Origin of the sequence: Megasphaera sp. DISK 18 (assembly GCF_001682955.1) — a bacterium.
Lineage (GTDB): Bacteria > Bacillota > Negativicutes > Veillonellales > Megasphaeraceae > Megasphaera > Megasphaera massiliensis.
This window is the reverse complement of record NZ_LUGJ01000033.1, coordinates 22,439-46,433: the sequence shown is the minus strand read 5'-3', so window position 1 is coordinate 46,433 and position 23,995 is coordinate 22,439. Positions and strand designations below refer to the sequence as shown.

The 23,995-nt window shown below is 50.6% G+C and carries 16 protein-coding genes and 1 tRNA gene; all 17 read right to left on the bottom strand.

Annotation, left to right across the window (positions count from 1 at the left end; translation table 11 throughout):
• Nucleotides 1-289: 289 nt before the first annotated feature.
• The 17 genes from A0U42_RS07350 to clpP all read right to left on the bottom strand — a co-directional run bounded on the left by A0U42_RS07350 (nucleotide 290) and on the right by clpP (nucleotide 23,955).
• A complete protein-coding gene (locus tag A0U42_RS07350) occupies nucleotides 290-6,274 on the bottom strand; it encodes an S-layer family protein (RefSeq protein ID WP_141669507.1) in 5,985 nt (1,994 codons plus the stop codon).
• Nucleotides 6,247-8,970 (bottom strand): ESPR-type extended signal peptide-containing protein, encoded by a 2,724-nt coding sequence (locus tag A0U42_RS07345; protein ID WP_065360461.1) that lies wholly within the window; start codon nucleotides 8,968-8,970, stop codon nucleotides 6,247-6,249. Before A0U42_RS07345 ends, A0U42_RS07350 begins: the two co-directional genes overlap by 28 nt.
• An 884-nt stretch (nucleotides 8,971-9,854) precedes the next feature.
• Nucleotides 9,855-9,931: transfer RNA gene (locus A0U42_RS07340), tRNA-Val, on the bottom strand.
• A 66-nt stretch (nucleotides 9,932-9,997) separates the two neighbouring features.
• Nucleotides 9,998-10,540, bottom strand: coding sequence for a TlpA disulfide reductase family protein (locus tag A0U42_RS07335; protein WP_065360460.1), 543 nt, complete (start codon nucleotides 10,538-10,540; stop codon nucleotides 9,998-10,000).
• A gap of 131 nt (nucleotides 10,541-10,671) precedes the next feature.
• Nucleotides 10,672-11,877 carry an MFS transporter gene (locus A0U42_RS07330; protein WP_065360459.1) on the bottom strand — a complete coding sequence of 402 codons (1,206 nt, stop codon included), beginning with the start codon at nucleotides 11,875-11,877 and terminating at the stop codon, nucleotides 10,672-10,674.
• A gap of 121 nt (nucleotides 11,878-11,998) precedes the next feature.
• Nucleotides 11,999-12,892, bottom strand: coding sequence for a LysR family transcriptional regulator (locus A0U42_RS07325; protein WP_065360458.1), 894 nt, complete (start codon nucleotides 12,890-12,892; stop codon nucleotides 11,999-12,001).
• A gap of 134 nt (nucleotides 12,893-13,026) precedes the next feature.
• Entirely contained in the window at nucleotides 13,027-13,305 is a 279-nt protein-coding gene (locus A0U42_RS07320) for a DUF1292 domain-containing protein (protein WP_065360457.1), read from the bottom strand.
• Nucleotides 13,306-13,316: 11 nt separating this feature from the next.
• Nucleotides 13,317-13,733 (bottom strand): Holliday junction resolvase RuvX, encoded by a 417-nt coding sequence (ruvX, locus tag A0U42_RS07315; protein WP_044504191.1) that lies wholly within the window; start codon nucleotides 13,731-13,733, stop codon nucleotides 13,317-13,319.
• A gap of 7 nt (nucleotides 13,734-13,740) precedes the next feature.
• Nucleotides 13,741-14,001: an IreB family regulatory phosphoprotein gene (locus A0U42_RS07310; protein ID WP_044504192.1), complete on the bottom strand. Its 261-nt coding sequence runs from the start codon at nucleotides 13,999-14,001 to the stop codon at nucleotides 13,741-13,743.
• A 45-nt stretch (nucleotides 14,002-14,046) separates the two neighbouring features.
• Nucleotides 14,047-16,644, bottom strand: coding sequence for an alanine--tRNA ligase (gene alaS, locus A0U42_RS07305; protein WP_176698855.1), 2,598 nt, complete (start codon nucleotides 16,642-16,644; stop codon nucleotides 14,047-14,049).
• A gap of 156 nt (nucleotides 16,645-16,800) precedes the next feature.
• Nucleotides 16,801-17,559 carry a C40 family peptidase gene (locus tag A0U42_RS07300; RefSeq protein WP_065360455.1) on the bottom strand — a complete coding sequence of 253 codons (759 nt, stop codon included), beginning with the start codon at nucleotides 17,557-17,559 and terminating at the stop codon, nucleotides 16,801-16,803.
• A gap of 43 nt (nucleotides 17,560-17,602) precedes the next feature.
• On the bottom strand, nucleotides 17,603-18,529 hold the full coding sequence (locus A0U42_RS07295) for a glycosyltransferase family 2 protein (protein ID WP_065360495.1): 927 nt from the start codon (nucleotides 18,527-18,529) through the stop codon (nucleotides 17,603-17,605).
• Nucleotides 18,530-18,590: 61 nt separating this feature from the next.
• Complete coding sequence (gene trxA, locus A0U42_RS07290) at nucleotides 18,591-18,938, bottom strand: thioredoxin (RefSeq protein WP_044504196.1); 348 nt, start codon at nucleotides 18,936-18,938, stop codon at nucleotides 18,591-18,593.
• A gap of 118 nt (nucleotides 18,939-19,056) precedes the next feature.
• Nucleotides 19,057-19,698 carry a ribosome biogenesis GTP-binding protein YihA/YsxC gene (gene yihA, locus A0U42_RS07285; protein ID WP_065360454.1) on the bottom strand — a complete coding sequence of 214 codons (642 nt, stop codon included), beginning with the start codon at nucleotides 19,696-19,698 and terminating at the stop codon, nucleotides 19,057-19,059.
• A complete protein-coding gene (gene lon, locus A0U42_RS07280) occupies nucleotides 19,698-22,031 on the bottom strand; it encodes an endopeptidase La (RefSeq protein ID WP_065360453.1) in 2,334 nt (777 codons plus the stop codon). The genes yihA and lon overlap by 1 nt, the downstream gene beginning before the upstream one ends.
• A gap of 72 nt (nucleotides 22,032-22,103) precedes the next feature.
• Nucleotides 22,104-23,342 (bottom strand): ATP-dependent Clp protease ATP-binding subunit ClpX, encoded by a 1,239-nt coding sequence (gene clpX / locus A0U42_RS07275; protein ID WP_065360452.1) that lies wholly within the window; start codon nucleotides 23,340-23,342, stop codon nucleotides 22,104-22,106.
• A 16-nt stretch (nucleotides 23,343-23,358) separates the two neighbouring features.
• Entirely contained in the window at nucleotides 23,359-23,955 is a 597-nt protein-coding gene (gene clpP, locus A0U42_RS07270) for an ATP-dependent Clp endopeptidase proteolytic subunit ClpP (protein WP_044504871.1), read from the bottom strand.
• Nucleotides 23,956-23,995 lie beyond the last annotated feature (40 nt).

The window sequence follows — 23,995 nt, the reverse complement described above, 5'->3', positions numbered from 1 at the left end:
CTTTACCGTCAGCACCTTTCGTGCCGATGGAGAGATCATTACTCAGGCCTACGGTAATCTTGCCGTTTTCAGCATCGGCTGTGGTCGTGATATTCTGACCGTCACCGGCAATCTGAATCGTCTTGCCAAGGTCCTGCTTAACAACGTCGCCGTTGTCATCGGTCAGGCCGAAGCCGCCCGTTGCATTGTCACTGGTACCATCGGAAACCGCCTTGACTGCATCGCTTACGGTCTTGAGCTGATCTTCCGTAGCGGCACGACCGGTTACGATATCCGGATTAGCTATATTCTATTCGGTATTTTCCAAACCGGTTACATAGCTGCCTTCTTGAGCAACGCCGCCGGCTGTAGTTTCAGTCTGATTGCCGATGGTAGCCTTGCCGGCCGTTACGGTATTTAAACCGGTAATGTCTTTCGCCAGGCGAACCGTCAGTTTGGCATTGTCATCGGCTTGTTCAGCAACGATGCCAATGTTGTTGTCCGTAGATAACTTCGTAGAATCCGTTTCTCCGCCGACAATGTTGACGGTCTTATTCAGCTTGACAGCGGCAGAACCGGTATCACCGGTATACTTCATGCCGTCATCAAGGGTTGCTACTTCATGATTTGCACCATTCGGATCGGTGTAGATGATACGAGTCATCGTTTCACCGTCTTTACCATTAACGCCAGGCTGTCCCGGAGTCGTATAGATGTCGGTCATGCCGTCTTTGCCGTTGAGGCCGATGTGGCCTTCCAAGCCGTCGACGCCATCGACACCGTCTTTACCGGTAATGCTGACGCCATCTTTACCGTTTTCACCCTTAATGGAGATGCCGTCGTTGCCGTCGATAGCTACGCTGTTTCCATCGTTCCCGTTAACACCGATAGAGCCGTTCGTGCCATCTTTAGCACCAACAGAGAGGTTGTCAGCCAGTTTCAAATCATAGGTGGTCTTATCGCCAACAGTAGCGGCTGTAAGCTTCAAGTTGCTGCCGGTATAAGTACCGGAAGTACCTGCTTCAGTACCACCTTCAACGGTGACTGCCGTAGCGGCAGCTTTCAACTGGCCGTAATTGACAGCATCCGTGTCTGCCGAGCCAGCGCCGACGTTAGTAATTTTATTGCCGCCGTTGTTGAGGCCGCCGTCAGTAAGACTTACGGCTGTATCTCCTGTACCAATGGTCATACCGCCGTTATTGACTACGGTGTTGCCCATCTTAACAGAACCGGTGTCGCCCAAGTCGAGATCTTTCACCAACTGGACTTTCAACTGACCATTGACGTTATTGACGCCAATATTGTTTTCCGTCAGTTTGTCGGCATCAGCACCGCCAACGATATCCAACTGTTCGTTGAGTTTCTTAGCGATGACATTCGTGCCATCTTCCTTAGCATTATCCCCGGCATACTTCTGACCGTCACTCATAGTAGCGATAGTTTCGCCGCTTACAGTGATACGATCAATTGGAGTACCGGCCAAGTTATTCACTTGAGTACCCGCTGTGATAGTAGCGGTTGGAGCGGCTGTTCCGTCAGCTCCGGCAGGTCCGGTCAATCCGATGGAGCCGTCAGCGCCGTTGATAACGACGGACGAACCATCTTTACCGTTGACGCCAATCTTACCATCGACACCGTCTGTACCATCATCTCCGTCTTTCGCACCAATGGAGATATCGTTGCTCAAGGCTACGGTAATCTTACCGTTTTCAGCATCGGCTGTCGTCGTGATATTCTGACCGTCGCCGGCGACTTGAATCGTTTCGCCAAGGCTTTGTGTAACTTTTTCACCACTATCATCAGTCAAACCGAAGGCACCGGTACCGGTCGAAATGGCGTTAACCTTATCATTGACCGCTTTGAGCTGATCTTCCGTGGCAGCACGACCGGTTACGATATCCGGATTCGACGTATCCCAAGCTGTATTTTCTAAACCTGTTAAGTAGGTACCTGTCTGAGATACACCATTAGCCGTGGTTACCGTCTGGTTACCCAAGACTGCCGTACCGACGGTTACAGAACCGGTAGTGCCTAAGTTGATGTCTTTGACCAACTGGACTTTTAACTGGCCGTTGACGTTGTTGACGCCAATGTTTTTATCCGTCAATTCGCCTTCAGCACCGCCAACGATGTCAAGCTGTTCGTTGAGGGTCTTAGCAATGACTTTTGTCGTATCGGTCTGGCCGTCATCACCGGCATATTTCAAACCGTCACTCATGGTAGCAACCGTCTGGCCGCCTACAGAGATGCGGTCAACGGAAGTTCCTGCCAAGTTATTGGCACTAGTGCCGGCCTGGATAGTTACCGGCGAACCGGAACCGGTATTCAGAACGATAGAGCCGTTGGAGCCATTAATAGCTACGGCCGAGCCATCTGTACCTTTTGCCGTAACAGAGCCGTCAGCACCGTTGACAGCTACGGAGGAGCCGTTAGCACCGTTCAGCGTAATCGAGCCATCGGTACCGGTTGTGCCGGCTGCACTGTCGGCTGCTTCGCCTAAAGTAATCTTATCGGCAAGTTTTACGTCATAGGTCGGTGACCCATTGGCTGTCGTCCCTGCTTTCACCTGCAGGTTGTCCCCCGCATAGGTTCCATCAGTCGGAGCAGCAGTGCCGCCTTCAACCGTAACCTCAGTCGTTTTCGATTCGCCAATCGTTATCTGGCTGAGTCTATCTTCCAACTGAGCTACGTTCACCGCGTCAGTACCATCGGTACCGGTAGCAACGTTAGTAATCTTGCTGCCGCCGGCATTGATACCGCCGGAAGTCACAGACGGACCATTGGTGATGGTTAAACCGCTGTTATTAACTACCGTGTTGCCGGTAGTAACAGAACCGTTTTCACCTAAGTTGATGTCTTTATTCAATTTTACGGTTAAAAGACCGTTATTGCCGTTCTGGCTGGATACGACACCGATATTGCCCGTCGTCAGGTTCGCATCTGTCGTGGCTTCCCCTTTTACATCAACTTGATTATTCAATTTGACGTTGGAGACAGTACCGAAGTCACCGCCGTATTTCATGCCGTCATCAAGTGTTGCTACGGTAGCCCCACCTACGGTAATACGATCGATGGGAGTACCTGCCAGGTTATTCACTTGAGTGCCCGCTGCGATGTTTACAGGGGAACCGGAACCGGCATTCAAAGCGATGGAGCCGTCAGCACCGTTAATGGTTACGGCAGAGCCGTCTTTACCGTTAACGGTAATAGAGCTGTCTGTGCCTTCAGTAGTGCCGTCTTCACTCGCTTTTTCACCAAGTGCAATCGTATCACTTAAGCCTACGGTAATTTTACCGTTAGTAGCATCAGCAGTAGTCGTTATGTTACCGTCACCGGCAATGTTTAAGGTCTGGCCTAAATCACGGTGTACAGCATCGCCGCTATCGGCTGTGAAGTTTAAGCCTTTATTCGTCAATTCTGTTTTCGCATCATTTACCGTAGTGTTCGTAATATTTTTAACGTCGCCGATATTAGCCGCATTAGTGTCGGTATTGTATGTTTTATTACCGTCAGCATCAGTACCGTCGGAACCGCTTGCCACATTAGTAATTTGTTTGCTGCCTGCGTCGATACCGTCAGTTGTTACGGACGGACCGTTAGTGATGGTTAACCCACCGGTTGCAAGAGTTGTACCGCCAACGGTCACACCGTCGTTATTAATAACAGTATTACCGGTTGTTACGGAACCAGCAGACCCTAAATCAAGATCTTTATTAAGACTTACTTCAAGAGCACCGTCTTTCACGGCCGTTGTGATGTTAGAAACACCATCCGGATTTTCTGTCGTAGCCGTTCCGTCGGTGACGCCGCCTTTAACGGTAATCGTCTTGCCGAGGTCCTGCTTAACCGTAGTACCGCTGCCGTCAGCCAGGCCGAAGCCGCCGGTTGCGTTTTCACTGGTACCGTCAGCAACAGCAACGACTGCATCGCTTACGGTCTTCAGCTGATCTTCCGTAGCTGCCCGACCGGTTACGATATCCGGATCAGATACATTCCAAGTCGTGTTGTCTAAGCCGGTTACATAGCTGCCCGTTTGAGCTTCGCCACTAGCTGTCGTTTCTGTCTGATTACCGATAGTAGCATCACCGGCCGTTACGGTATTCAAACCGGTAATGTCTTTGGCCAAGCGAACAGTCAACTTACCATTGTCGCCATCTTGAGCAGCTACAATGCCGATGTTGTTGTCCGTAGACAACTTCGAGGAATCGGTTTCTCCGCCAACGATATTGACGGTCTTATTCAATTTAACAGCAGCAGAGCCTGTATCGCCGGTATAAACCATACCGTCATTTAAGGTTGCCACAGTCTGGTCACCTACGGTGATACGATCAACGGCGTTGCCGTTTACGTCATTCACACTGGTGCCACCTTTAATTGTAGTGGTTGTACCATTGGACCCGGTCAAACCGATAGAGCCGTCGGCACCATTGATAGCTACAGCAGAGCCGTCAGTACCTTTCGCTGTAATAGAACCATCAGCACCGTTAACAGCTACGGAAGAACCGTCCTTGCCGTTCACCGTAACAGAACCGTCGACACCATCGGTACCGGCTTCACCTAAGGTAAGGTTATCCGCCAGTTTCACGTCATAGGTCGTAGAGCCATTAGTTTCTGTCTTTTCGGTTACCTGCAAGTTACTGCCTGTGTAATTACCACCTGTTCCGGCTGCAGTGTCGCCTTCAACGGTAAGGTGCGTCTTGCTGCCTTCACCGGCATTGACTTCCTGAATAGCCTTAGTCAACTGATCCACGTTAACAGCATCTGTACCTTTAACACCGGTAGCAACATTGCTGATGACGTTGTTGCCGTTATCGAGACCGGAACTAGTCAAGGCTACAGGGTCGCCCGTAGTAGGAGTAATGGTAATGCCATTGTTGTTCACAACGGTATTCCCCAAGGTTAAGGAGCCGGTGGAGCCTAAGTCGACGTCTTTGACTAACTGAACTTTTAACTGGCCGTTAACGTTATTAACGCCAATGTTTTTGTCCGTCAAATCTCCTTCGGCGCCACCAACAATATCTAATTTTTCATTAAGTGCCTTAGGAATGATTTTGGTTGTATCACTCTGACCGTCATCACCGGCGAATTTAAGACCATCGCTCATAGTCGCCACCGTCTGTCCGCCTACAGTAATACGATCAACAGAATTACCGGCTAAGTTGTTAGCACTTGTGCCTGCTTGGATCGTAACCGGCGAACCGTCCGCCGTGTTCAAAGCGATAGTGCCGTCAGCACCGTTGATAGCCACGGCAGAACCGTCTTTACCATTTACGGTAATGGAGCTGTCCGTCCCTTCGGTACCGGCTTCACTGTCGGCTTCACTACCTAAGGTAAGGTTATCGGCCAATTTCACATCATACGTTGTAGCACCGGTTGTTTCGGTTTTTTCAGTAATCTGCAAGTTGCTGCCCGTATAGTTACCACCCGTACCGGCTGCAGTACCGCCTTCGACAGTAAGGTTCGTCTTGCTGCCTTCACCGGCACTTACACCTGCGATGGCCTTGGTCAACTGATCCACATTGACCGCATCGGTACCATCCGTACCGGTTGCAACGTTAGTAATCTTATTGCCACCATTGTTGAGACCGCTGTTAGAAAGGCTTACCGTGTTATCGCCACTGCCAAAGGTCAAGGAACCGGTGGAGCCTAAGTTGATGTCTTTATTCAATTTAACCGTTAACAAGCCATTGTCGCCAGCCTGGCTGGATACGACGCCGATGTTGCCCGTCGTAAGGTTAGCTTCCGTAGTAGCTTCGCCCTTTACATCAACTTGGTTGTTGAGTTTTACATTGGAAACGGTACCGAAGTCACCGCCGTATTTCATACCGTCATTCAGGGTAGCTACAGTAGCGCCACCTACAGTGATGCGGTTAATCGGCGATCCGGTTACGTCGTTAGCACTGGTTCCTGCCTGAATGGTTACAGGGGAACCATCGGCCGTGTTCATTACGATAGAACCGTTAGAACCATTAATGGCAACGGAAGAACCATCGGCACCATTGACAGTCATAGAGCCATCGGTAGTACCTTTGTCGCCAAGAGCCACGGTATTACTCAAACCAACAGTAATTTTACCGTCACCGGCGGTAGTCGTAACATTACCGTCACCGGCAATCTGGATTGTCTTGCCAAGATCTTGTTTCACTGCTGTTCCGCTATCATCGGTCAAGCCGAAGCCACCCGTTGCATTAGCACTGGTACCATCAGTAACAGCAACGACTGCATCGCTTACAGTCTTCAATTGATCTTCAGTTGCAGCACGACCGGTTACGATATCCGATTGGATACATCCCAAGTCGTATTATCTAAACCGGTTACATAGCTACCGGTTTCAGCAACGCCACTAGCTGTAGATTCTGTTTGAGTACCGATTGTAGCATCGCCGGCTGTTACCGTATTCAAACCGGTAATATCTTTAGCCAAACGAACGGTTAATTTACCATTATCGCCGTCTTGAGCGGCTACAATACCAATATTATTATCGGTAGATAATTTTGAGGAATCCGTTTCTCCGCCAACGATATTGACGGTCTTATTCAATTTAACGGCGGCCGAACCGGTGTCCCCGGTGTATACCATGCCGTCATCAAGGGTGGCTACAGTCGCGCCGCCTACGGTAATACGGTTAAGAGAATTACCGTTGACGTCATTAGCTGCTGTGCCTGCAGCGATAGTAGCGGTAGAGCCGTCTGTACCGGTTAAGGTAACAGAACCTGTTGCACCATCGACAGCTACGGAAGAACCGCCGGTACCGTTAACGGTAAGTGAGCCGTCCGTACCACTTGTACCGGTGCTACCTAAAGTAACATCATCAGCAAGTTTGAGGTCATAGGCTGTAGAATTAGTACCCGTCGTAGAGGTAATTTGCAAATTGCTACCTGTATAAGTACCGCTTGTACCGGCTGCGGTGCCGCCTTCAACAGTGACCGTAGTCGTCGTACCCGATCCACCACTAACACCACTGATAGCCTTATTCAATTGATCTACGTTAACAGCATCCGTACCATCAGTACCGGTAGCAACGTTGGTAATCTTATTATTACCATTATTAAGACCGCCATTAGTCAAAGACACAGGGTCCCCGGTAGAAGGGGTAATTGTAATACCATCGCCGCTAACAACAGTACCGTTACCGGTCGTAGGATTTGTTAAGGAGATTGTTTGAAGCCCTGTTAAATTTTTAGCCAATCGAACAGTAACTGTATTATCACTGATTACCGTGCCGATGTTAGCATCACTGGTAAGATCACTCGCTGTTAGAGATGATCCGCCACCGGTAATCTTCAATGATTCATTAAGAAGTTTTGTAGCTGTGCGCGGTGTTCCATCTGAACCATATGTAGTAGAATAACTACTATCTTTAACGTCACCTGTAGTAGACAACATAGTATTGGTCCACTGTGCCATGTTCACTGCATCAGTATCATAAACACCGGCAGCTAAACCGGTAAGCTTACGAGTGTAAACAGCATTGCTAGTCGCACTAGACCCATCAATACCAATAGAGACAATACCGGATGTACTATTCCATACGGCGCCGCTTGTCGTACCGGCATTTCCTTTAGTGGAAAGATAACTACTCCAAGTTCCGTCTTGTGCACTCCAACCGGAACTATTACTGTCAGCTGCTCGCAGGGCTGTCGATCCACGGCCTATAGCTACCGAACCTTCAGCACCGGCCCTTGCTGATCTACCGATAGCGACACCATTTTCTACTACAGCATTAGCTCGGTCACCAATAGCTATGGTATATCGCCCTGAAACAGAAAGATCAGATTCATTCGTCGCCGCTCCGGAAGAAGCATTTCTACCAATGGCAATGCTAGCCAAGCCATTAGTTTGAGCACCCTCACCTTGTGCAATAGATTGTTGTCCGTTTGTTACAGTATTTTTCCCTATTGCGATAGATGAAATGTGATTAGTTGTTGCATTAGGACCAATAGCAATAGATTCTGTCCTAGTAGCTTTAGCTCCATTGCCTACAGCCAAGGTACTTGCAGCAGTTGCAGCGGAACCATCACCAACAGCTATTGATGAACTTCCGGTGGCTTGGGTATCTGCACCAACTGCTACTGTATGAAATGTAGTTGATTTAGCCGCTGAGCCAAGGGCAACCGCTGCGAGGCCATTGCCATCAGAGGAAGTCATACTCGTATCCGTATTACCGGCCACAGCATTATTACCGATAGCAATAGTGTCCGTAGAGTATGAACGAGTATTAGTACCGATGGACATGGTATTTTCATAGGCTAAGGTACTGCCATCAGGTTGACCGGCATACGCATTTTGCCCGATGGCAATACCGTGAACGGCATTCGATCGGTTATTAGAGCCTATGATAACGGAGTTACCGGCACGACCATAAGCAATGTTGTCATGACCGATCATGACACGGCCGCCGAAAGCCGAACTGAGGCCCGTTCCATCTGGCGTGTCTTCTGATGGTCCATAGTTCGCTGCAATAGCTGTCTGATTAGCACCGATTACAACGTCGTTGAGACTATAACCTATAGCATTATATCCGATAGCCACTGAGTTCTTATTAGTTTCTCCTGCCGTACCGGCAATACTACCGAGACCAATGGCAATAGTATAATCATTCGCAGCCGTAGCACCACCGATAGCAACAGTATCTATACCGGTAGCGGATGCGCCCTTACCAAGAGCAAGGGCATCTTCACCGGACGCTGTTGCATTGCCCACAGCAACAGCCCCCTTACCATCGGCTGTCGCTACACCTACACCACCTACGGACGTAGTGTTATTATCAAAATTGGTTCTTGCGCCCCAACTATTAGCTGCCTCTACGGACATGGGATTGAGCAGCGTACCACCTACGGCCAAACTGGTCACGACGGCCAGGCTCAGTAAACTATGGGATACGCGCGCCGTATGCTGCGATTTCGTTTTACTATTTCTCTTAGCAAGTTCTGAGACGACGACGTAGGCGTTTCTCACCTTGCTCCAGACGACCTTATAGATCTTATTCATACAAAAATCTTCCTCCTTAATTAAATCCCAATAACAACTCGTCAAAAAAACAACGGATGCACTCGGAATCTGTCCTGACAGTAGGTATGGGACCTGTCAGGATATGTCAATGATTTGTGATGTACGGTTCCAACAAAAAAATACCGTCTCGGTAATTCGTCCCCCGTTAAAACGCTCAAGCACAAATCAGGCTGCCAACACCCCTTTCTGCTGTGATGTTCTTCCATGAAACGTATACACTTTAACGATAAGTTACACTTCAAAACAAAATTGGGAATGTAATAAAAGCACATTTATAAATACTGTGTTATTCTTTATAATAGATAAAACAACTCCACAAAACGCTTTATTTTATTTTTTATTGAAGGTGTCAACTTAAAATATATTCAAAAAAACGTCCGTAATCCCAATTATTGCTTCATTTCTAATGTGGATTGTTTTAATCTTTGATATAATATATCATACAACAAATAACTTGTAAAGATTATCCATAAAAAATCCGTTCTACCACATAAATATCGACAAAATAAAACATATATTTTATCGACAATAAAGTATATTATGTGTCAACATATTACCAATTTAGACATAAGGCCGAGATTATATTTTTCGTTACTAAAAATCCGGAAAACGAGGAAACAACACAATTTCCATAAAAAAAAGCAGCCGAATCCAGATAAATCGGCTGTGTCTATCGTATGTGTATTCTGTTGTCACAAGGTGTCCTCTATAAGCAGGCAGAAGCATAATTGGGACAAAACACGTCCATAATCGGTCCATTATTCGCAAAAGTTTTGAATAATTTTGCTTTCGCTAAAAGGACAAAAGAAAAAAACCGGTTGTATCATTACTCAACGAGTCATAATACAACCGGTTTTCATGTATGGTGGGCGGTAATGGATTCGAACCATCGACCCCCTCGATGTCAACGAGATACTCTAACCAACTGAGCTAACCGCCCATACAGTGCACATTTCGTGCGACTCATATAGTATACCTTGTTTTTCCCATCTTGGCAAGTCTTTTTTTATTGAATCTTGGCCAAGGCATATTCAATCTGACGACGAGTCACGAGACCGTCATAGGGCCGGCTCATTTGGCCGCCACGGGCGATGAAGATAATCTGCGGTACGTCGCTGATGCCGTAGTCTCGAAAAAACTGCCCATCCCCTTTGTAGACAGGAAGGTCGTAGCCTTCTTTTCGGCAGTATTCCGCCCCCGCATCGGCATCGGGTCCGACGGGAACGGCGACAAAGGAAATGTCCTGTCCGTACTTTTGATACATCTCTTCCATGACGGCCAGGTTCTTCAGGCTGTCGTCACTCCAGACGGCCCAGAAAAAGAGACAGACTGGTTTTTCATTATATAAGCTTTGCAGGCGAACGGCTCCATTCGGACCGTAGAGGCGTTCATCGGGGGCCAGCATTTCCGTCTCGGTCCGGCTCACCTCTTCGGCCGCTTCGATCGTCGCCGAGCTGTAGGCATCCGGTTCTTTTTCAGGCCAAAAAAAGAGGCTAAGGATGACGCAGACGGCTGCTAATAGGGAAAGTATCTTTGTTTTTGTAGTCATGAGTTCTCCTTTCGTCCATTATAACCGACTTATGGATAAACTTCAAACACGTCCCCAAGGTCCAAAAAAGGGACCGCACCGAAAGTACGGCGCAGTCCCTGAGTCTGGGGAAAATGAAATATATGATACACCTAGGCGTGAATATAGATACGGACGGCACGATTGATGAGGTTGATTTTCCGTCCATAGAAGAGATAATACAAGACAAAGCAGGCAGCGGCGATGACACCGGCGACGATGTAGAGCTGAGGGAAGGTCAGAAGACCTTGGAGGCTGCCGAGGACGTAAGGACCGACGCCAATGCCGAGGTCAAGGGCGACGAAGTACGTCGACAGGGCTACGCTGATACGATAGGGCGGCGTCAATTTGATGCAGACGGCCTGGCCGTTCGACATGAAGGTCCCATAGCCCAGACCGACGAAGACACCGGACAGAAGGAGCTGCCACGACGTGCCGGTAATGCTGAGCAGGAAGAGGCCGACGGCCAGACAGATGTAGCACGGATAGAGGACGTAGTTTTCGCCTTTGCGGTCGAAGACGATGCCTGTCAGCGGACGAGTCAAGGTGATGACGACGGCGTAAACGACGAAGAAGAAGGTCCCGGCTTCCACCAAGTTGATTTCCCGGGCATAGGCGGCCAGGAAGGTCAGGACGCTGGAATAAGCAAAGCCCATGAAAAAACCGATGATGGAGATGACCATAACCCGGTATTCGACGTAGTTGTCGAGGGTCATGGCTTTCATCTTGGCGATCTGTTCGGCCGTCAGTTCAATTTCATTGATATGAAGGATGATGCAGCCAATCATGCACAGGCCGACCAAGACGGCGCAGAGGGTAATGATGAAGGTAAAGTTGGTGATGACGATAAGGAGCATGCCAAGGAAGGGGCCGACAGCGGCTGCCAGGCTGGTACTGAGGCCGTAGTAGTTGATGCCCTGGCCTCTTTTTTCAGGCGGGATACAGGAGGCGACGATGGTGTTGGTCGCCGTCGATACGATGCCGTAGGCCATGCCGTTTAAGAAACGGATGACGTAGAGGATAGCGAGATTGGGAATATAAAAATACAATAAGGTCGTTACGAAATAAAAGATGATGCCGCCATAAAGGGACATGCGGCGGCCGTAGAGTTCAATGGCCTTGCCGAACTGAAGGCGTGCCAAGAGGGTGCCGACGATGAAGATGCCCGATGCCAGTCCCGCTTCCCCTAAAGAGGCGTGGAGTTGGTCTTTAGCGACGACGGCAATGATGACCATTAACAGATAATAGATGAGGTAGACGATGAAGTTGATTCCCGTATCCAGCAGGAAATCCTTGTTCCAAAGTGATTGATTTGACATACAGTAGTCACTGCTCCTTTCGTATTTGCAAGCTAGATTCTACACCTTCCGCCGCCCCTTGTATAACAGAAAAAAAAGATATTTGTCATCGTTTTTTTTGATGACAAATATCTTTTATGACTCACGTTTCAATGTGATAGACGCGGCGGATGTACTCGACAAATACTTGGATGGCAGCGTACTTGGGATTCGCCTTTTTGTAGACCAGATAACAGGGCAAATGGATGGGCGGATCGAGACGGCAGTAGTCTTTGCCGACACCCATGGCCTGTAAAAACCGTTCGGGCAGCAAGGCACCGATGTGGTTCTGCTGGCAGTAGTTCAGCATGGCATAAGGCGTCGAGAACCAGGCTTTCGTCTTCTGAGGCGGACAGCCGTTAGCCGTAAAATATTGGCCCATATAGGCGTTCATCTCGTACTGCGGCGAGTATTGGGCCAAGGGCTCGGCCGCGACGGCACAGGCCGAAATGGACGGACCGGCGACGTCGAGATCCGGTTTGTAGTAGACGATGTCGTCGGTTCCAAAGAAGACCTTTTCGTAGTCGTCGAGGTTAAGGCTCGGCAGATAAAACAGAGATACGATGTCCAGGCGGTCGTCCTTCAGCCATTGGAGCATTTCCCGCACTTCCAGGTTATAGACCCGGAAGGATGCACCGCTGTGATGGTCCTGAAAATAGGCCAGATGGCGGTTCATGTGGACGTCTCCTAAGGACAGCATGATGCCGACAGCCAGTGGCTGAGCCGTAGCTGCCCTTCCGGGAAGCTCACTGACGACGGCCTCCAGTTCGCCCAGGATATGGCTTATCTTGATATAGAAAGCCTTCCCTTCCGGCGTGAGATGGCTGCCGCGGTTGGAGCGCTCGATAAGGCGCACGCCAAGGAGTTCTTCGAGTTTCTTCATCTGGGCGCTGAAGGCCGATTGGGTGATATTGGCGGCCTTAGCCGCGGCGGTAAAGTTTCCGTACTTACTGTAAATGACAAAGTTCCGCAATTGCTGTATCGATGGCAATTCCATGTTACTCCCCCACTAAAAAAGGGACGTCGCATCCGGGCATCTTGCCGGGGCGCGAGTCCCTGTGTCATCCTTACTGCAATAAGAAATGAGGAAACTGTCCCGGTCCTTATGCCGGGACAGTACCTGCTGAATCGTTATTCTGAAAAAAGTTCATCAAAGGCTGCATTGGCGGCGTCGAATTCTTCATCCGTCGGCGCTACATAGACGTCTTCGCCGTCTTCCTGATCGACACGGGCTACGATGGCATCGCCGTCGTCGTCTTCTTCACCGTCGGTGACTTCGACGAGAAGGGCAAATACCTTGCCGTCGAGTTCGAGGCGCTGTACTTCCTGATAGTCTACTTCATTGCCGTCGTCATCGGTTGCGGTGACGATGATAACTTCTTCTAATTCGTTGTTCATTTCTTCCGACATGATAGTCCTCCTTAGTGAGCATGAGCGTCTAAATAATTTTGTAAAATAAGGATTGCCGCCATTTTATCGACAAATTGCTTGCGCTTTTCGCGCCGCACATTTCCTTCTTTTAATACATTCTGGGCCATGATGGTCGTCAGGCGTTCATCCCAATAGACAATGTCTACGTTCGGGACGGTTTTCTGGAATCGTTGAACGAATTCTTCGATGTGTTTCATGTTATCACTGTAATCACCATTCATATGGCGTGGTTTGCCTACGACGATGCAGTGTACTTCTTTTTCTTTAATCAGTTCGTGCAAGCGGGCGAAGTCTGCTTCATCAGACTTACGGCGAATCGTTTCTACGCCTTGGGCCGTAATCAGCAGGGCGTCGCTGCAGGCAACGCCTATCGTCTTGGAACCGACGTCGAGTCCTAAAATTCGCATGTTCCTCCTATAAGTTCCGCTGTTTTACGTAGGAACGGACTAATTCTTCGATGAGTTCGTCCCGTTCAATGCGGCGGATATTGCTGCGAGCATTGTTGTGACTCGTAATGTAGGTCGGATCACCGGACAGCAGATAGCCGACGATCTGATTGATCGGATTATACCCTTTTTCTTCCAATGCGTGATAGACATCTTCGAGAATCATGGAGGCAACGGTCTGTTCTTCGCTGCGGTTTTGCATAATCATCGTTTCGTCATTAACTGCCATATTCAATCACATCCTTTTTATTCAATTGGCATGACTGCCAAAAATTTATCCTAATAACGCGCGGACGGCATCGGCACCGGCTTTTAAGGCATCGGCTAATTTTTCCGGTTCTTTGCCGCCGGCCTGGGCCATATCGGGACGGCCGCCGCCGTTACCGCCGGCAGCTTGTGCGGCTGCCTTGATGATCTTACCGGCATGGAGGCCTCGCTTTACGTCGGCTTTGGCGACTTTGCAGACGAAGTTAACTTTATCGTCGTGAACCATCCCCAAGAGGACGACGCCGCTTCCGGCCTTATCGAGGACGGAGTCGGCCAAATCGCGGAGGTTATCCATGGAGTCAGCCTGGGCTTCGGCCGTGATGACCGGGACGCCGCCGATATCTTCCTTGCCGGCTAAGATGCTGTCCATATCAGACATGGCCGCTTCTTTCTTAAGCTGGGCCAATTCTTTTTCGAGGCCCTTGGCCTGAGCGAGGAGGGCTTCTAATTTCGCCGTCGTATCGCCGACTTTGGCTTTGAGCATATCGGCCAACTGCTGCAGTTCACGGGATTCGTTCTTAGCCAGAGCCAAGGCAGCAGCCCCGGTGACGGCTTCGATGCGGCGGACGCCGGACCCGGTACCGGATTCACCGGTAATGCGGAAGGATCCGATGACCGACGTGTTGTCGACGTGGGAACCGCCGCAGAGTTCACAGCTGAAGTCATCGACGGAGACGACGCGGACGACGTCGCCGTATTTTTCACCGAATAAGGCCATGGCGCCCTTTTCTTTGGCGGCGTCGATGGACATTTCTTCGATGGTGACGGGTATGTTTTTGAGGATTTCTTCGTTGACCAGGTTTTCGATGGCATCGAGTTCAGCCTGGGTTACGGGCGAGAAATGAGTGAAGTCGAAGCGCAGGTGATCCGGCGTTACCAAGGAGCCGGCCTGGTTGACGTGGTTGCCCAAGACCTTGCGCAGGGCTGCCTGCAGGAGATGGGTTGCCGTATGGTTGCGGGCCAGGTTGAGATGACGTGTCTGATGAACGGTGACGTCGACGACATCGCCTGTCTGAAGAGTGCCTTCGTCGACGGTTGCAATGAGGTATACCAAGCCGTTAGGCAGGGCCTTGGCATCGGTGACCTGAGCCTTCCCCTTTTCACCGGCGAGGACGCCCGTATCGCCGAGCTGGCCGCCGCCTTCGGCGTGGAAGGGATTGTTGTCGACGATGATCGTCACTTCTTCCCCGGCTTGGGCTGCATCGACTTCGACACCGCCTTTACCGATCATGACGATGGAAGCTTTCGTAGCCGACGGGTCGTTGACCAGTTTCGACTGGTCGAGTTTGGTCGTATCCGGCGTAGCCACTTTAGCCGATACGTCAGCCCGGGCTGCACGGGCCCGTTCCTGTTGTTCCTTCATGGCTGCATGGAAACCTTCGGTGTCGATGGTCATACCGTTTTCACCGGCGATTTCTTCAGTCAGTTCCATAGGGAAGCCGTACGTATCATAGAGTTTGAATACGTCGTCACCGGAGAGGACTTTATTATCACTCTGACTCATCATGTCGTTCAAGAGTTCCATGCCCTGAGCCAGGGTAGCGCTGAATTGTTTTTCTTCCGTATCGATGATTTGTTTGATCAGGTCCTGACGTTCCCGAAGTTCCGGATATTCGTCACCGAGGATGTCCATGACCGTATCGACGAGGCTGCCGAGGAACATGTCGCGGATGCCGAGGAGGCGGCCGAAACGAACGGCACGGCGCAGGATACGGCGAAGGACGTAGCCGCGGCCTTCATTGGACGGCAGGATACCGTCGGAGATCATGACCGTAATGGCCCGGATGTGGTCGGCAATGACCTTCATGGCGACCTTCTGCTGCGGATCGTTGTAATCGCCGTGGCTGATGGCGATTACCTTTTCGATAATCGGGAAGATGAGGTCTGTTTCAAAGTTCGATTCCTTCTGCTGAATGACCGAAGCCAGTCGTTCGAGACCGCAGCCGGTATCGATGTTTTTCTTTTCGAGGGGTTCGTATTTCCCGTCTTTCGTCCGGTTGAACTGGGTGAAGACGAGGTTCCAGATTTCAAGGTAACGGTCGCAGTCACAGCCGACGTTGCAGGTTGGCTGGCCGCAGCCGCGTTCAGGGCCGAGGTCGTAGAAGATTTCGCTGTCCGGACCGCAAGGGCCTTCGCCGATTTCCCAGAAGTTGTCGTCGAATTTAAAAATCCGTTCGTCGGCAAGACCGATCATATTATGCCAGTAATCATAGGCTTCTTTATCATCGGGATAAATGGTAACGTATAATTTGCTCTTGTCCAGTTCGAGTACTTCTGTTAAAAATTCCCAAGCCCAGGAAATCGCTTCTTTTTTGAAATAGTTGCCGAACGAGAAGTTGCCCAGCATTTCAAAAAAGGTATGGTGACGGGCCGTGCGGCCTACGTTGTCGATGTCCCCGGTGCGGATGCACTTCTGGCTCGTCGTAACGCGGTACGACGGCGGGACGAGTTTGCCCGTAAAGTACGGTTTGAGCGGTGCCATGCCGGCGCCGATGAGGAGCAGGCTGGGGTCATTTTCCGGAATGAGGGGAAAACTGTGCAGGATCAGATGTTCCTTGCTCTTAAAAAATTGTAAATAGGCCTTGCGGATTTCATTACCCGTCATGTACTTCATAGTTAAAAACACTCCCTCTACATATCTTTCTATATGGGAAAATTATACGCTCATTTCCCCCGGTTCGGCAACCTTTTGACGATAAAAATCTCAAGGACTGCCGTATAAGGAATGGCTAGAGACGACTTGTTCCCTAGCCATTACATCTTATTTTCGGACTCTGGTAGCGCCGACGTAGCGCGACGACCAGTAGCCGCTGTCTAAACTGTCTACGCGGATACCACCGCTGCTGGTAGCGCTGATGAAGTTGTTGTCGCCGACATAGATTCCGGTGTGGGATACACCCGGTTCATACGTCGTAAAGAAAACTAAATCGCCCGGCATGAGGTCCGTACGGCGAACACGCTGACCGACTTCGTACTGCTGATCGGCCATACGCGGAAGTTCAATGCCGTTATGGGAAAAGACATACTTGGTAAATCCCGAGCAGTCAAAACCATCGGGCGTGTTTCCTCCAAATACGTAGGGAACGCCCAGGTACTGGTACGCTGAATTGACCAGTTTATTCCCAAAGGCATCACCGCCGCCAAAGTGTTTATATTTCGATACGGCCTTGTCATTGACCTTGATAGCTTGTGCTTTCTTAGCGACTGGGGGATTATTCTTGGGTGGATTGGCAGGTAACATGGACCGACTGCCTGTCAGGAGATAATAGGTCCAGCCGCCAACGTCGCCGCTGACCTGGATTTTCTTATCTTTCTGATATTTCGACACGGCCTTAGCCGTTTCTTTCGTATATACACCACTGACATTGACCTTGTAGCCCTGGCTGCGCAGTCCCTGCTGAACAGCGCGGACTTGATCGCCCCGACTGCCGACGGTCAGCGTCGAAGCAGCCAGTGCCGGCAAAGCCGTACATACGAAAAGGGCAGTCAATATACACACCTTACTGTGTTTTCTCCACATAAAAACTCCTCTCTGTCTCGAAGTCCATACAACGCAAAGGCATTTATGGTTCTTTTCGTTGACCCAGTTCGGCACGCAGCCAATACAGGGGCCTGTGTTTTACCTCTTCAAAGATACGTCCTATATACTCTCCGATGACACCGATAAAAATGAGCTGGATGCCGCTGAACAGGCATTGGACGATCATCATCGTCGTCCATCCCGGTACGACCTTGCCCACTAAATTACTGTAAACGACATGCAGGATCAGAAGTAAACTTAAAATTCCGCTCAACATGCCGATGTAAAAGGAAACCCGTAAGGGTATTTTCGAATAAGCCATGATTCCATCTAAAGCAAAATGGAGCATTTTGCGCATGGAAAATTTTGAACTGCCGGCGTAGCGTTTAGGGGCTACAAAACGAACGAAGGTCTGGTTATAACCGATATCCCCGATAAGGCCGCGGATAAAACGGTCGTGTTCGCGAAATTGTTTAAATGTTTCCAAAACCCTTCGGTCAAGGAGGCGGAAATCAGAGCCGCCAGGCGTAATGTGAACGGGTGACACGGCATTCAAGACGCGATAGTACCATTTGGACGTCTGTTTCTTGAGAAAGCCTGCGTCGTCGGTGGCTTCGCGAATCGTCTGCACGACGTCGCTGCCGTCACGCCATTTTTGAACCAGGTCGGGAATCATTTCCGGCGGATGTTGTAAATCACCGTCCATGGTGATAATCGCATTGCCGCGGGCATGGTCCATTCCACAGGTAATGGCCAGTTGATGCCCGAAATTGCGAGCCAGGATAAAGGCCCGGACGTGTTCGTCCTCTTGGGCCAACCGACTGAGAATAAGGGGCGTAGCATCCTTAGAACCGTCGTCTACAAAGATGAGTTCATAATCCATATCGAGTGTCGCTGCGGCTTTCGTCGCCTCCATATAGAACTTCTCGATATTCGGCTGTTCGTTATATACAGGAACGACAATCGACAGTAATTGCCCTTCCGTCCCTCTTTCTTCTAAATTCAATTATATCATCCCAATATTTTTATTGTCAAAACCGGCAAGTCCTGCGTTTTGGTACCAGGGTTGCCAAGAAGTCACTGATTTCGGATCGTGAAGCGTAACCAATGATTCGTTTAAGCGGTTTACCGTCTTTAAAAAACAATAGCGTCGGAACGGCCATGATTTCATATTTTTCAGCAAGCGCACGGTGATTGTCAACGTTGACCTGTACGACACTGACGGCGTCGCCAAAGCGAGCAGCCGCTTGTCTGACTTCGGAATGAACCATCTTGCACGGTCCGCACCAAGGTGCCCAGAAATCGACGACGACGATGCCCGGCTGATGAAAGACTTTTACTGAAAAATCGGAATCACTGTCAAGCGACACGATTGCCATAATTACCTAACCTCCTGTCTAGCCGATAATAAATCACACTAATTATATCAAAAAACACCGCGATTTTCCAGTAAAATCGCGGTGTATCTCGTGTCAACAAGAAAAATTTTATATATTTTTAAGGCTGATTCGTGAAGGCTTGGAGCCGGCTGAAGAGATTTTTAGCCAAGGGACCGAAGCCTTCGCTTTTTAAAGACGAGTAAGCCAGGGCCGGGTGGCCCGTCGGAAAGAGCTTATTCAATTGGGCCAGGTTACGTTGTTTTTCATTAGCCTTCAGTTTATCGGCCTTGGTCCCGACGATCTGCAGGGGCACGCCGGACGACGCCAGCCATTCATAGGCTTCGCGGTCGATGGCAAGGCCGGGATGGCGCAGGTCGACGAGGAGGCACAAGACGCAGAGGTTTTCAGAACCCGTGACGTATTCACTGATGAAGGCACTCCAGCGGTCGCGGTTCTTACCGCCCGTCTTGGCAAAGCCATAGCCCGGAAGGTCGACCAGGAAAAAGGGCAGGCGCTGCTCCCCTTCTTCTTCATCGCGGCACCGCAGGGCGGCCTTAAAATAGTTGATGGTCTGGGTCTTCCCCGGCGCACCGCTGACCCTGGCCAGGCCGCGGTGGCGGCAGAGTGAATTGATCAGGCTCGACTTTCCGACGTTGGAGCGGCCGAGAAAGGCCACTTCCGGAAGGCCGTCCGTCGGATATTGATCGCGGCGTACAGCCGTTGCCGCATACTCGGCCTGAATGATATCGAAGGAGGCCATCAGGACTTCACCAGTGCCTGAGCCAGCACTTCATCCATGTGGTGGACGAATACGAACTTGACGTCGTCCTGAACAGACTGGGGCACGTCGACCATGTCTCGGCGGTTCTGTTCCGGCAAGAGGATTTTTTTAATGCCTGCCCGGTGGGCGGCAATGACTTTTTCTTTAATGCCGCCGACGGGAAGGACGGTCCCGCGCAGGGTAATTTCACCGGTCATAGCCACGTCATGGCGGACCGCTTTGCCGGTCAGGGCCGACGTAATGGCCGTAGCCATGGTAATCCCGGCAGACGGACCGTCTTTGGGGATGGCCCCTTCGGGCAGGTGGATGTGAAGATCGGTCTTGGTATAGAAATCTTCGGCCAGTCCCAAGGCTTCGGCACGGCTGCGGATATAGGTGACGCCGGCTTCGGCCGATTCTTTCATGACACTGCCGAGTTGTCCCGTGAGCATCAAGCGTCCCCGGCCTTTGACGGCTACGGCTTCCGTTTCCAGGACTTCGCCGCCGACCTGAGTCCAGGCCATGCCGGTGACGATGCCGACTTCGTCGTCTTTATGAACCGTGTCGGGCAGGAATTTTACCGGCCCTAAGAGTTTTTCCAAGTTCTTGACCGATACACTGAGCGGCACTTCATCGTTCATGAGCAGGGATTTCCCGATGCGGCGGCAAACGGTACCGATCATCTTTTCTAAGCGGCGGACACCCGATTCGCGGGTGTACCCGGAGATGATGCGGCGCAGGACGGCATCGGAGAATTTAGCCTGGCTGGCCTTAAGGCCATTTTCCTTAATCTGTTTCGGTACCAGGTATTTTTTCGCAATCTGGACTTTTTCATCTTCCGTATAACTCGTGAAGTCGATGATTTCCATGCGGTCCATCAAAGGCCTCGGAATATTGCTGAGAACGTTGGCCGTCGTGATCCAGAATACCTTGGACAAGTCAAAAGGAAGTTCCAGGAAATGATCGCTGAAGGTATGGTTCTGTTCCGGATCGAGGACTTCGAGGAGTGCCGACGACGGATCGCCGCGCATATCGGCCGTCATCTTATCGATTTCATCGAGGAGGAAGACCGGATTCTTGACGCCGGCCTGTTTCATGCCGCTAAGGATGCGGCCCGGCAAAGCTCCGATATAGGTCCGGCGATGGCCGCGGATTTCAGCTTCATCGCGGACGCCGCCTAAGGAGACGCGGACGTATTTACGATTCATGGCTTTGGCAATGGACCGGGCGATACTGGTCTTCCCCGTTCCCGGAGGGCCGACGAAGCAAAGAATCGGTCCCTTGAGGCTGTGAGTCAGCTGTTTTACCGCCAAGTATTCGATGATGCGGTCTTTGACCTTATTCAGACCGTAATGGTCTTCGTCAAGGACCTTCTGGGCTTCATTGAGGTCCAGTCGGTCTTTCGTTTCCTTCTTCCACGGAAGGGCCATAGCCAAGTCGAGATAGGTCCGGATGATCGCCGATTCGGCCATCATGGGCGGCATGGAATCGAGGCGGTCCGTTTCTTTGAGCAGGGCCTTTTCGATGTCTGTGTCCAGTTTCATCTTCTTGATCTTATCACGGAGTTCCTGGACTTCCGTATCCTTATCGACCTTGTCCCCCAGTTCATCGTGGATGGCTTTGATTTTTTCGCGCAGATAGTATTCTTTCTGCTGCTGGTCCATCTTGCCGCGGACTTCGCGGTTTAACTTCGATTCGAGGTTGGCAATGTCGACTTCTGTATCGAGGAGGGATCCGATGCGGCGCAGACGGGCTTCGACGTCGGTCATTTCCAGAATCTGCTGGCGGATGACCAATTTCAAGGGAAGCTGGGACGCTGCATAGTCGGCCAAGACGCCCGGTTCTTCGATGCTCTTGGCAATTTCGCTGGCTTCTTCGCCGTCGCGAAGCTTATCGAGCCAATCGAGGAGGCGCTTGAGGATGACCCGGCGCAAGGCTTCTTCTTCCGTCGCATTGCGGCTGACTTCAGCTACCTTAATGGCAGCACCTTCGAGATAGCCTGCTTTCTGAGAAAAGCCCTGCATGCGGACGCGGGAAATCCCGTTGACCAAGATGCGGACCAAACCGCCCGGCATGCGCAGGAATTGTTCGATCTTCACGACGCAGCCAATGGTATAGACGTCGTCAAAACCGGGATTGTCTTCGTTTTCATCGACCTGGGTCGCCACTAAGAGCTGGCGGTCATGCTCCATAGCATAGTCGACAGCAGCCAGGGACGTATCCCGACCGATGTCGATATGACTGACCAGATTGGGGTAGACGACGAGGCCGCGAAGGGGTACAAAAGGCAAAGACAGAATATCGCGTTCATCCATGACAATGTTTTCTTCCATATTTTCACCTTCTTCTATTGAAAAATAAAACTCATTTCCGGTTTAAGAAATGAGTTTTATCATACCACTATATCATTTTGCCTCTTTCAAAACGAGATCCGGCTCAGCGCCTTCTTTGACGCAGGCATCCGTAACAACGCATTTTTCAACGTCATCGCGGCTCGGTACGTCAAACATGACATCGAGCATGATCCGTTCGATGATCGAGCGAAGTCCGCGGGCACCGGTATTGCGCCGCAGCGCTTCCTTGGCAATGGCCTGCAGAGCGTCCGGCGTAAATTCGAGATCTACGTCATCCATGGACAGCATCTTCTGATACTGTTTGACCAGGGCGTTCTTGGGCTCTGTGAGGATATGTACCATCGCTTCTTCATCGAGAGGATTGAGTGTAACCAAAACGGGCAGACGGCCGATCAATTCAGGAATGAGGCCGAACTTCTGGAGGTCCGTCGGGATGATGTCCCGCAGGAGGGATTCCATAGAGTGTTCGTCCTTGGTCTGAATGTCAGCGCCAAAGCCCATGTTTTTATCCGTCGTCCGGCTTAAGATGGTCTTATCGATACCGTCAAAAGCACCGCCGCAGATAAAGAGGATGTTCGTCGTATCGATTTGCAGCATTTCCTGATGAGGATGCTTGCGCCCGCCCTGAGGCGGAACGCCGGCGACAGTCCCTTCGAGGATTTTTAAAAGGGCCTGCTGGACACCTTCACCGGATACGTCGCGGGTAATCGACGGGTTTTCTGATTTACGGGCAATCTTGTCGATTTCGTCGATATAGATGATGCCTCGTTCGGCTTTGGCAATATCGTAGTCCGCAGCCTGAATCAGTTTGAGCAGGCAGTTTTCGACGTCTTCACCGACATAGCCGGCTTCGGTCAAACTCGTCGCATCGGCAATGGCAAAGGGAACGTCGAGGAGCCGCGCCAAAGTCTGAGCCAACAGGGTTTTACCACTCCCTGTTGGGCCGACCATGACGATATTTGATTTTTGGAGTTCTACGTCACCGGAAACGGCCGTCGAATTGGTCTGAAGCCGTTTGTAATGGTTGTAAACGGCGACGGACAAGGTCTTCTTGGCAGCTTCCTGGCCGATGACGTATTCATCGAGGGTTGCCTTGATTTCATGCGGCGTCGGCAAGTCCTTCAATTCGAACTCTTCTGTATCTTCCGTCTTTTCTTCTTCGATGATGTGCTGCGCTACAGAAACGCATTCATCGCAGATGTAGACGCCGGGACCGGCAATGAGTTTCTGTACTTCGTCCTGAGGACGGCCGCAGAAACTGCAGCGCGGTTCATCATGCTTATCGTTCATGTAATTTCCTCCTGTCCTATTTCGTTTCATGAGTCAACGGGCGGGACAGGATTTCATCGATGAGACCGTAAGCTTTTGCATCTTCAGCCGTCAGGAAGTTGTCCCGTTCCGTATCCTTTTGGATGACGTCCACAGGCTGTCCTGTGTGTTTCGACAAGAGGCCGTTTAATTCTTCACGCATGCGCAGGATTTCGCGGGCATGGATTTCGATTTCCGTCGCCTGGCCCTGGACACCGCCTAAGGGCTGGTGAATCATGACCTGGGAATGAGGCAGGGCAAAACGCTTGCCTTTGGCGCCGGCTGTCAGGAGGACAGAAGCCATGCTGGCAGCGGATCCGACGCAGATGGTCGATACGTCCGGTTTGATATACTGCATGGTATCATAGATAGCCATGCCGGCCGTAACGACGCCGCCGGGGCTGTTGATATATAAGTGAATATCCTTGTCAGGATTTTCGGCTTCTAAAAAGAGGAGCTGGGCGATGATGCTGTTGGCAACGGTATCATCGATGGGGCCGCCGAGAAAGACGATGCGGTCTTTTAACAGGCGGGAATAAATATCGTAACTACGTTCACCCTGCGCCGTCTGTTCAACGACGATAGGTACATACATATTTGTCAAAACAAACACCTCCGGATGACGCGTTTCCGGT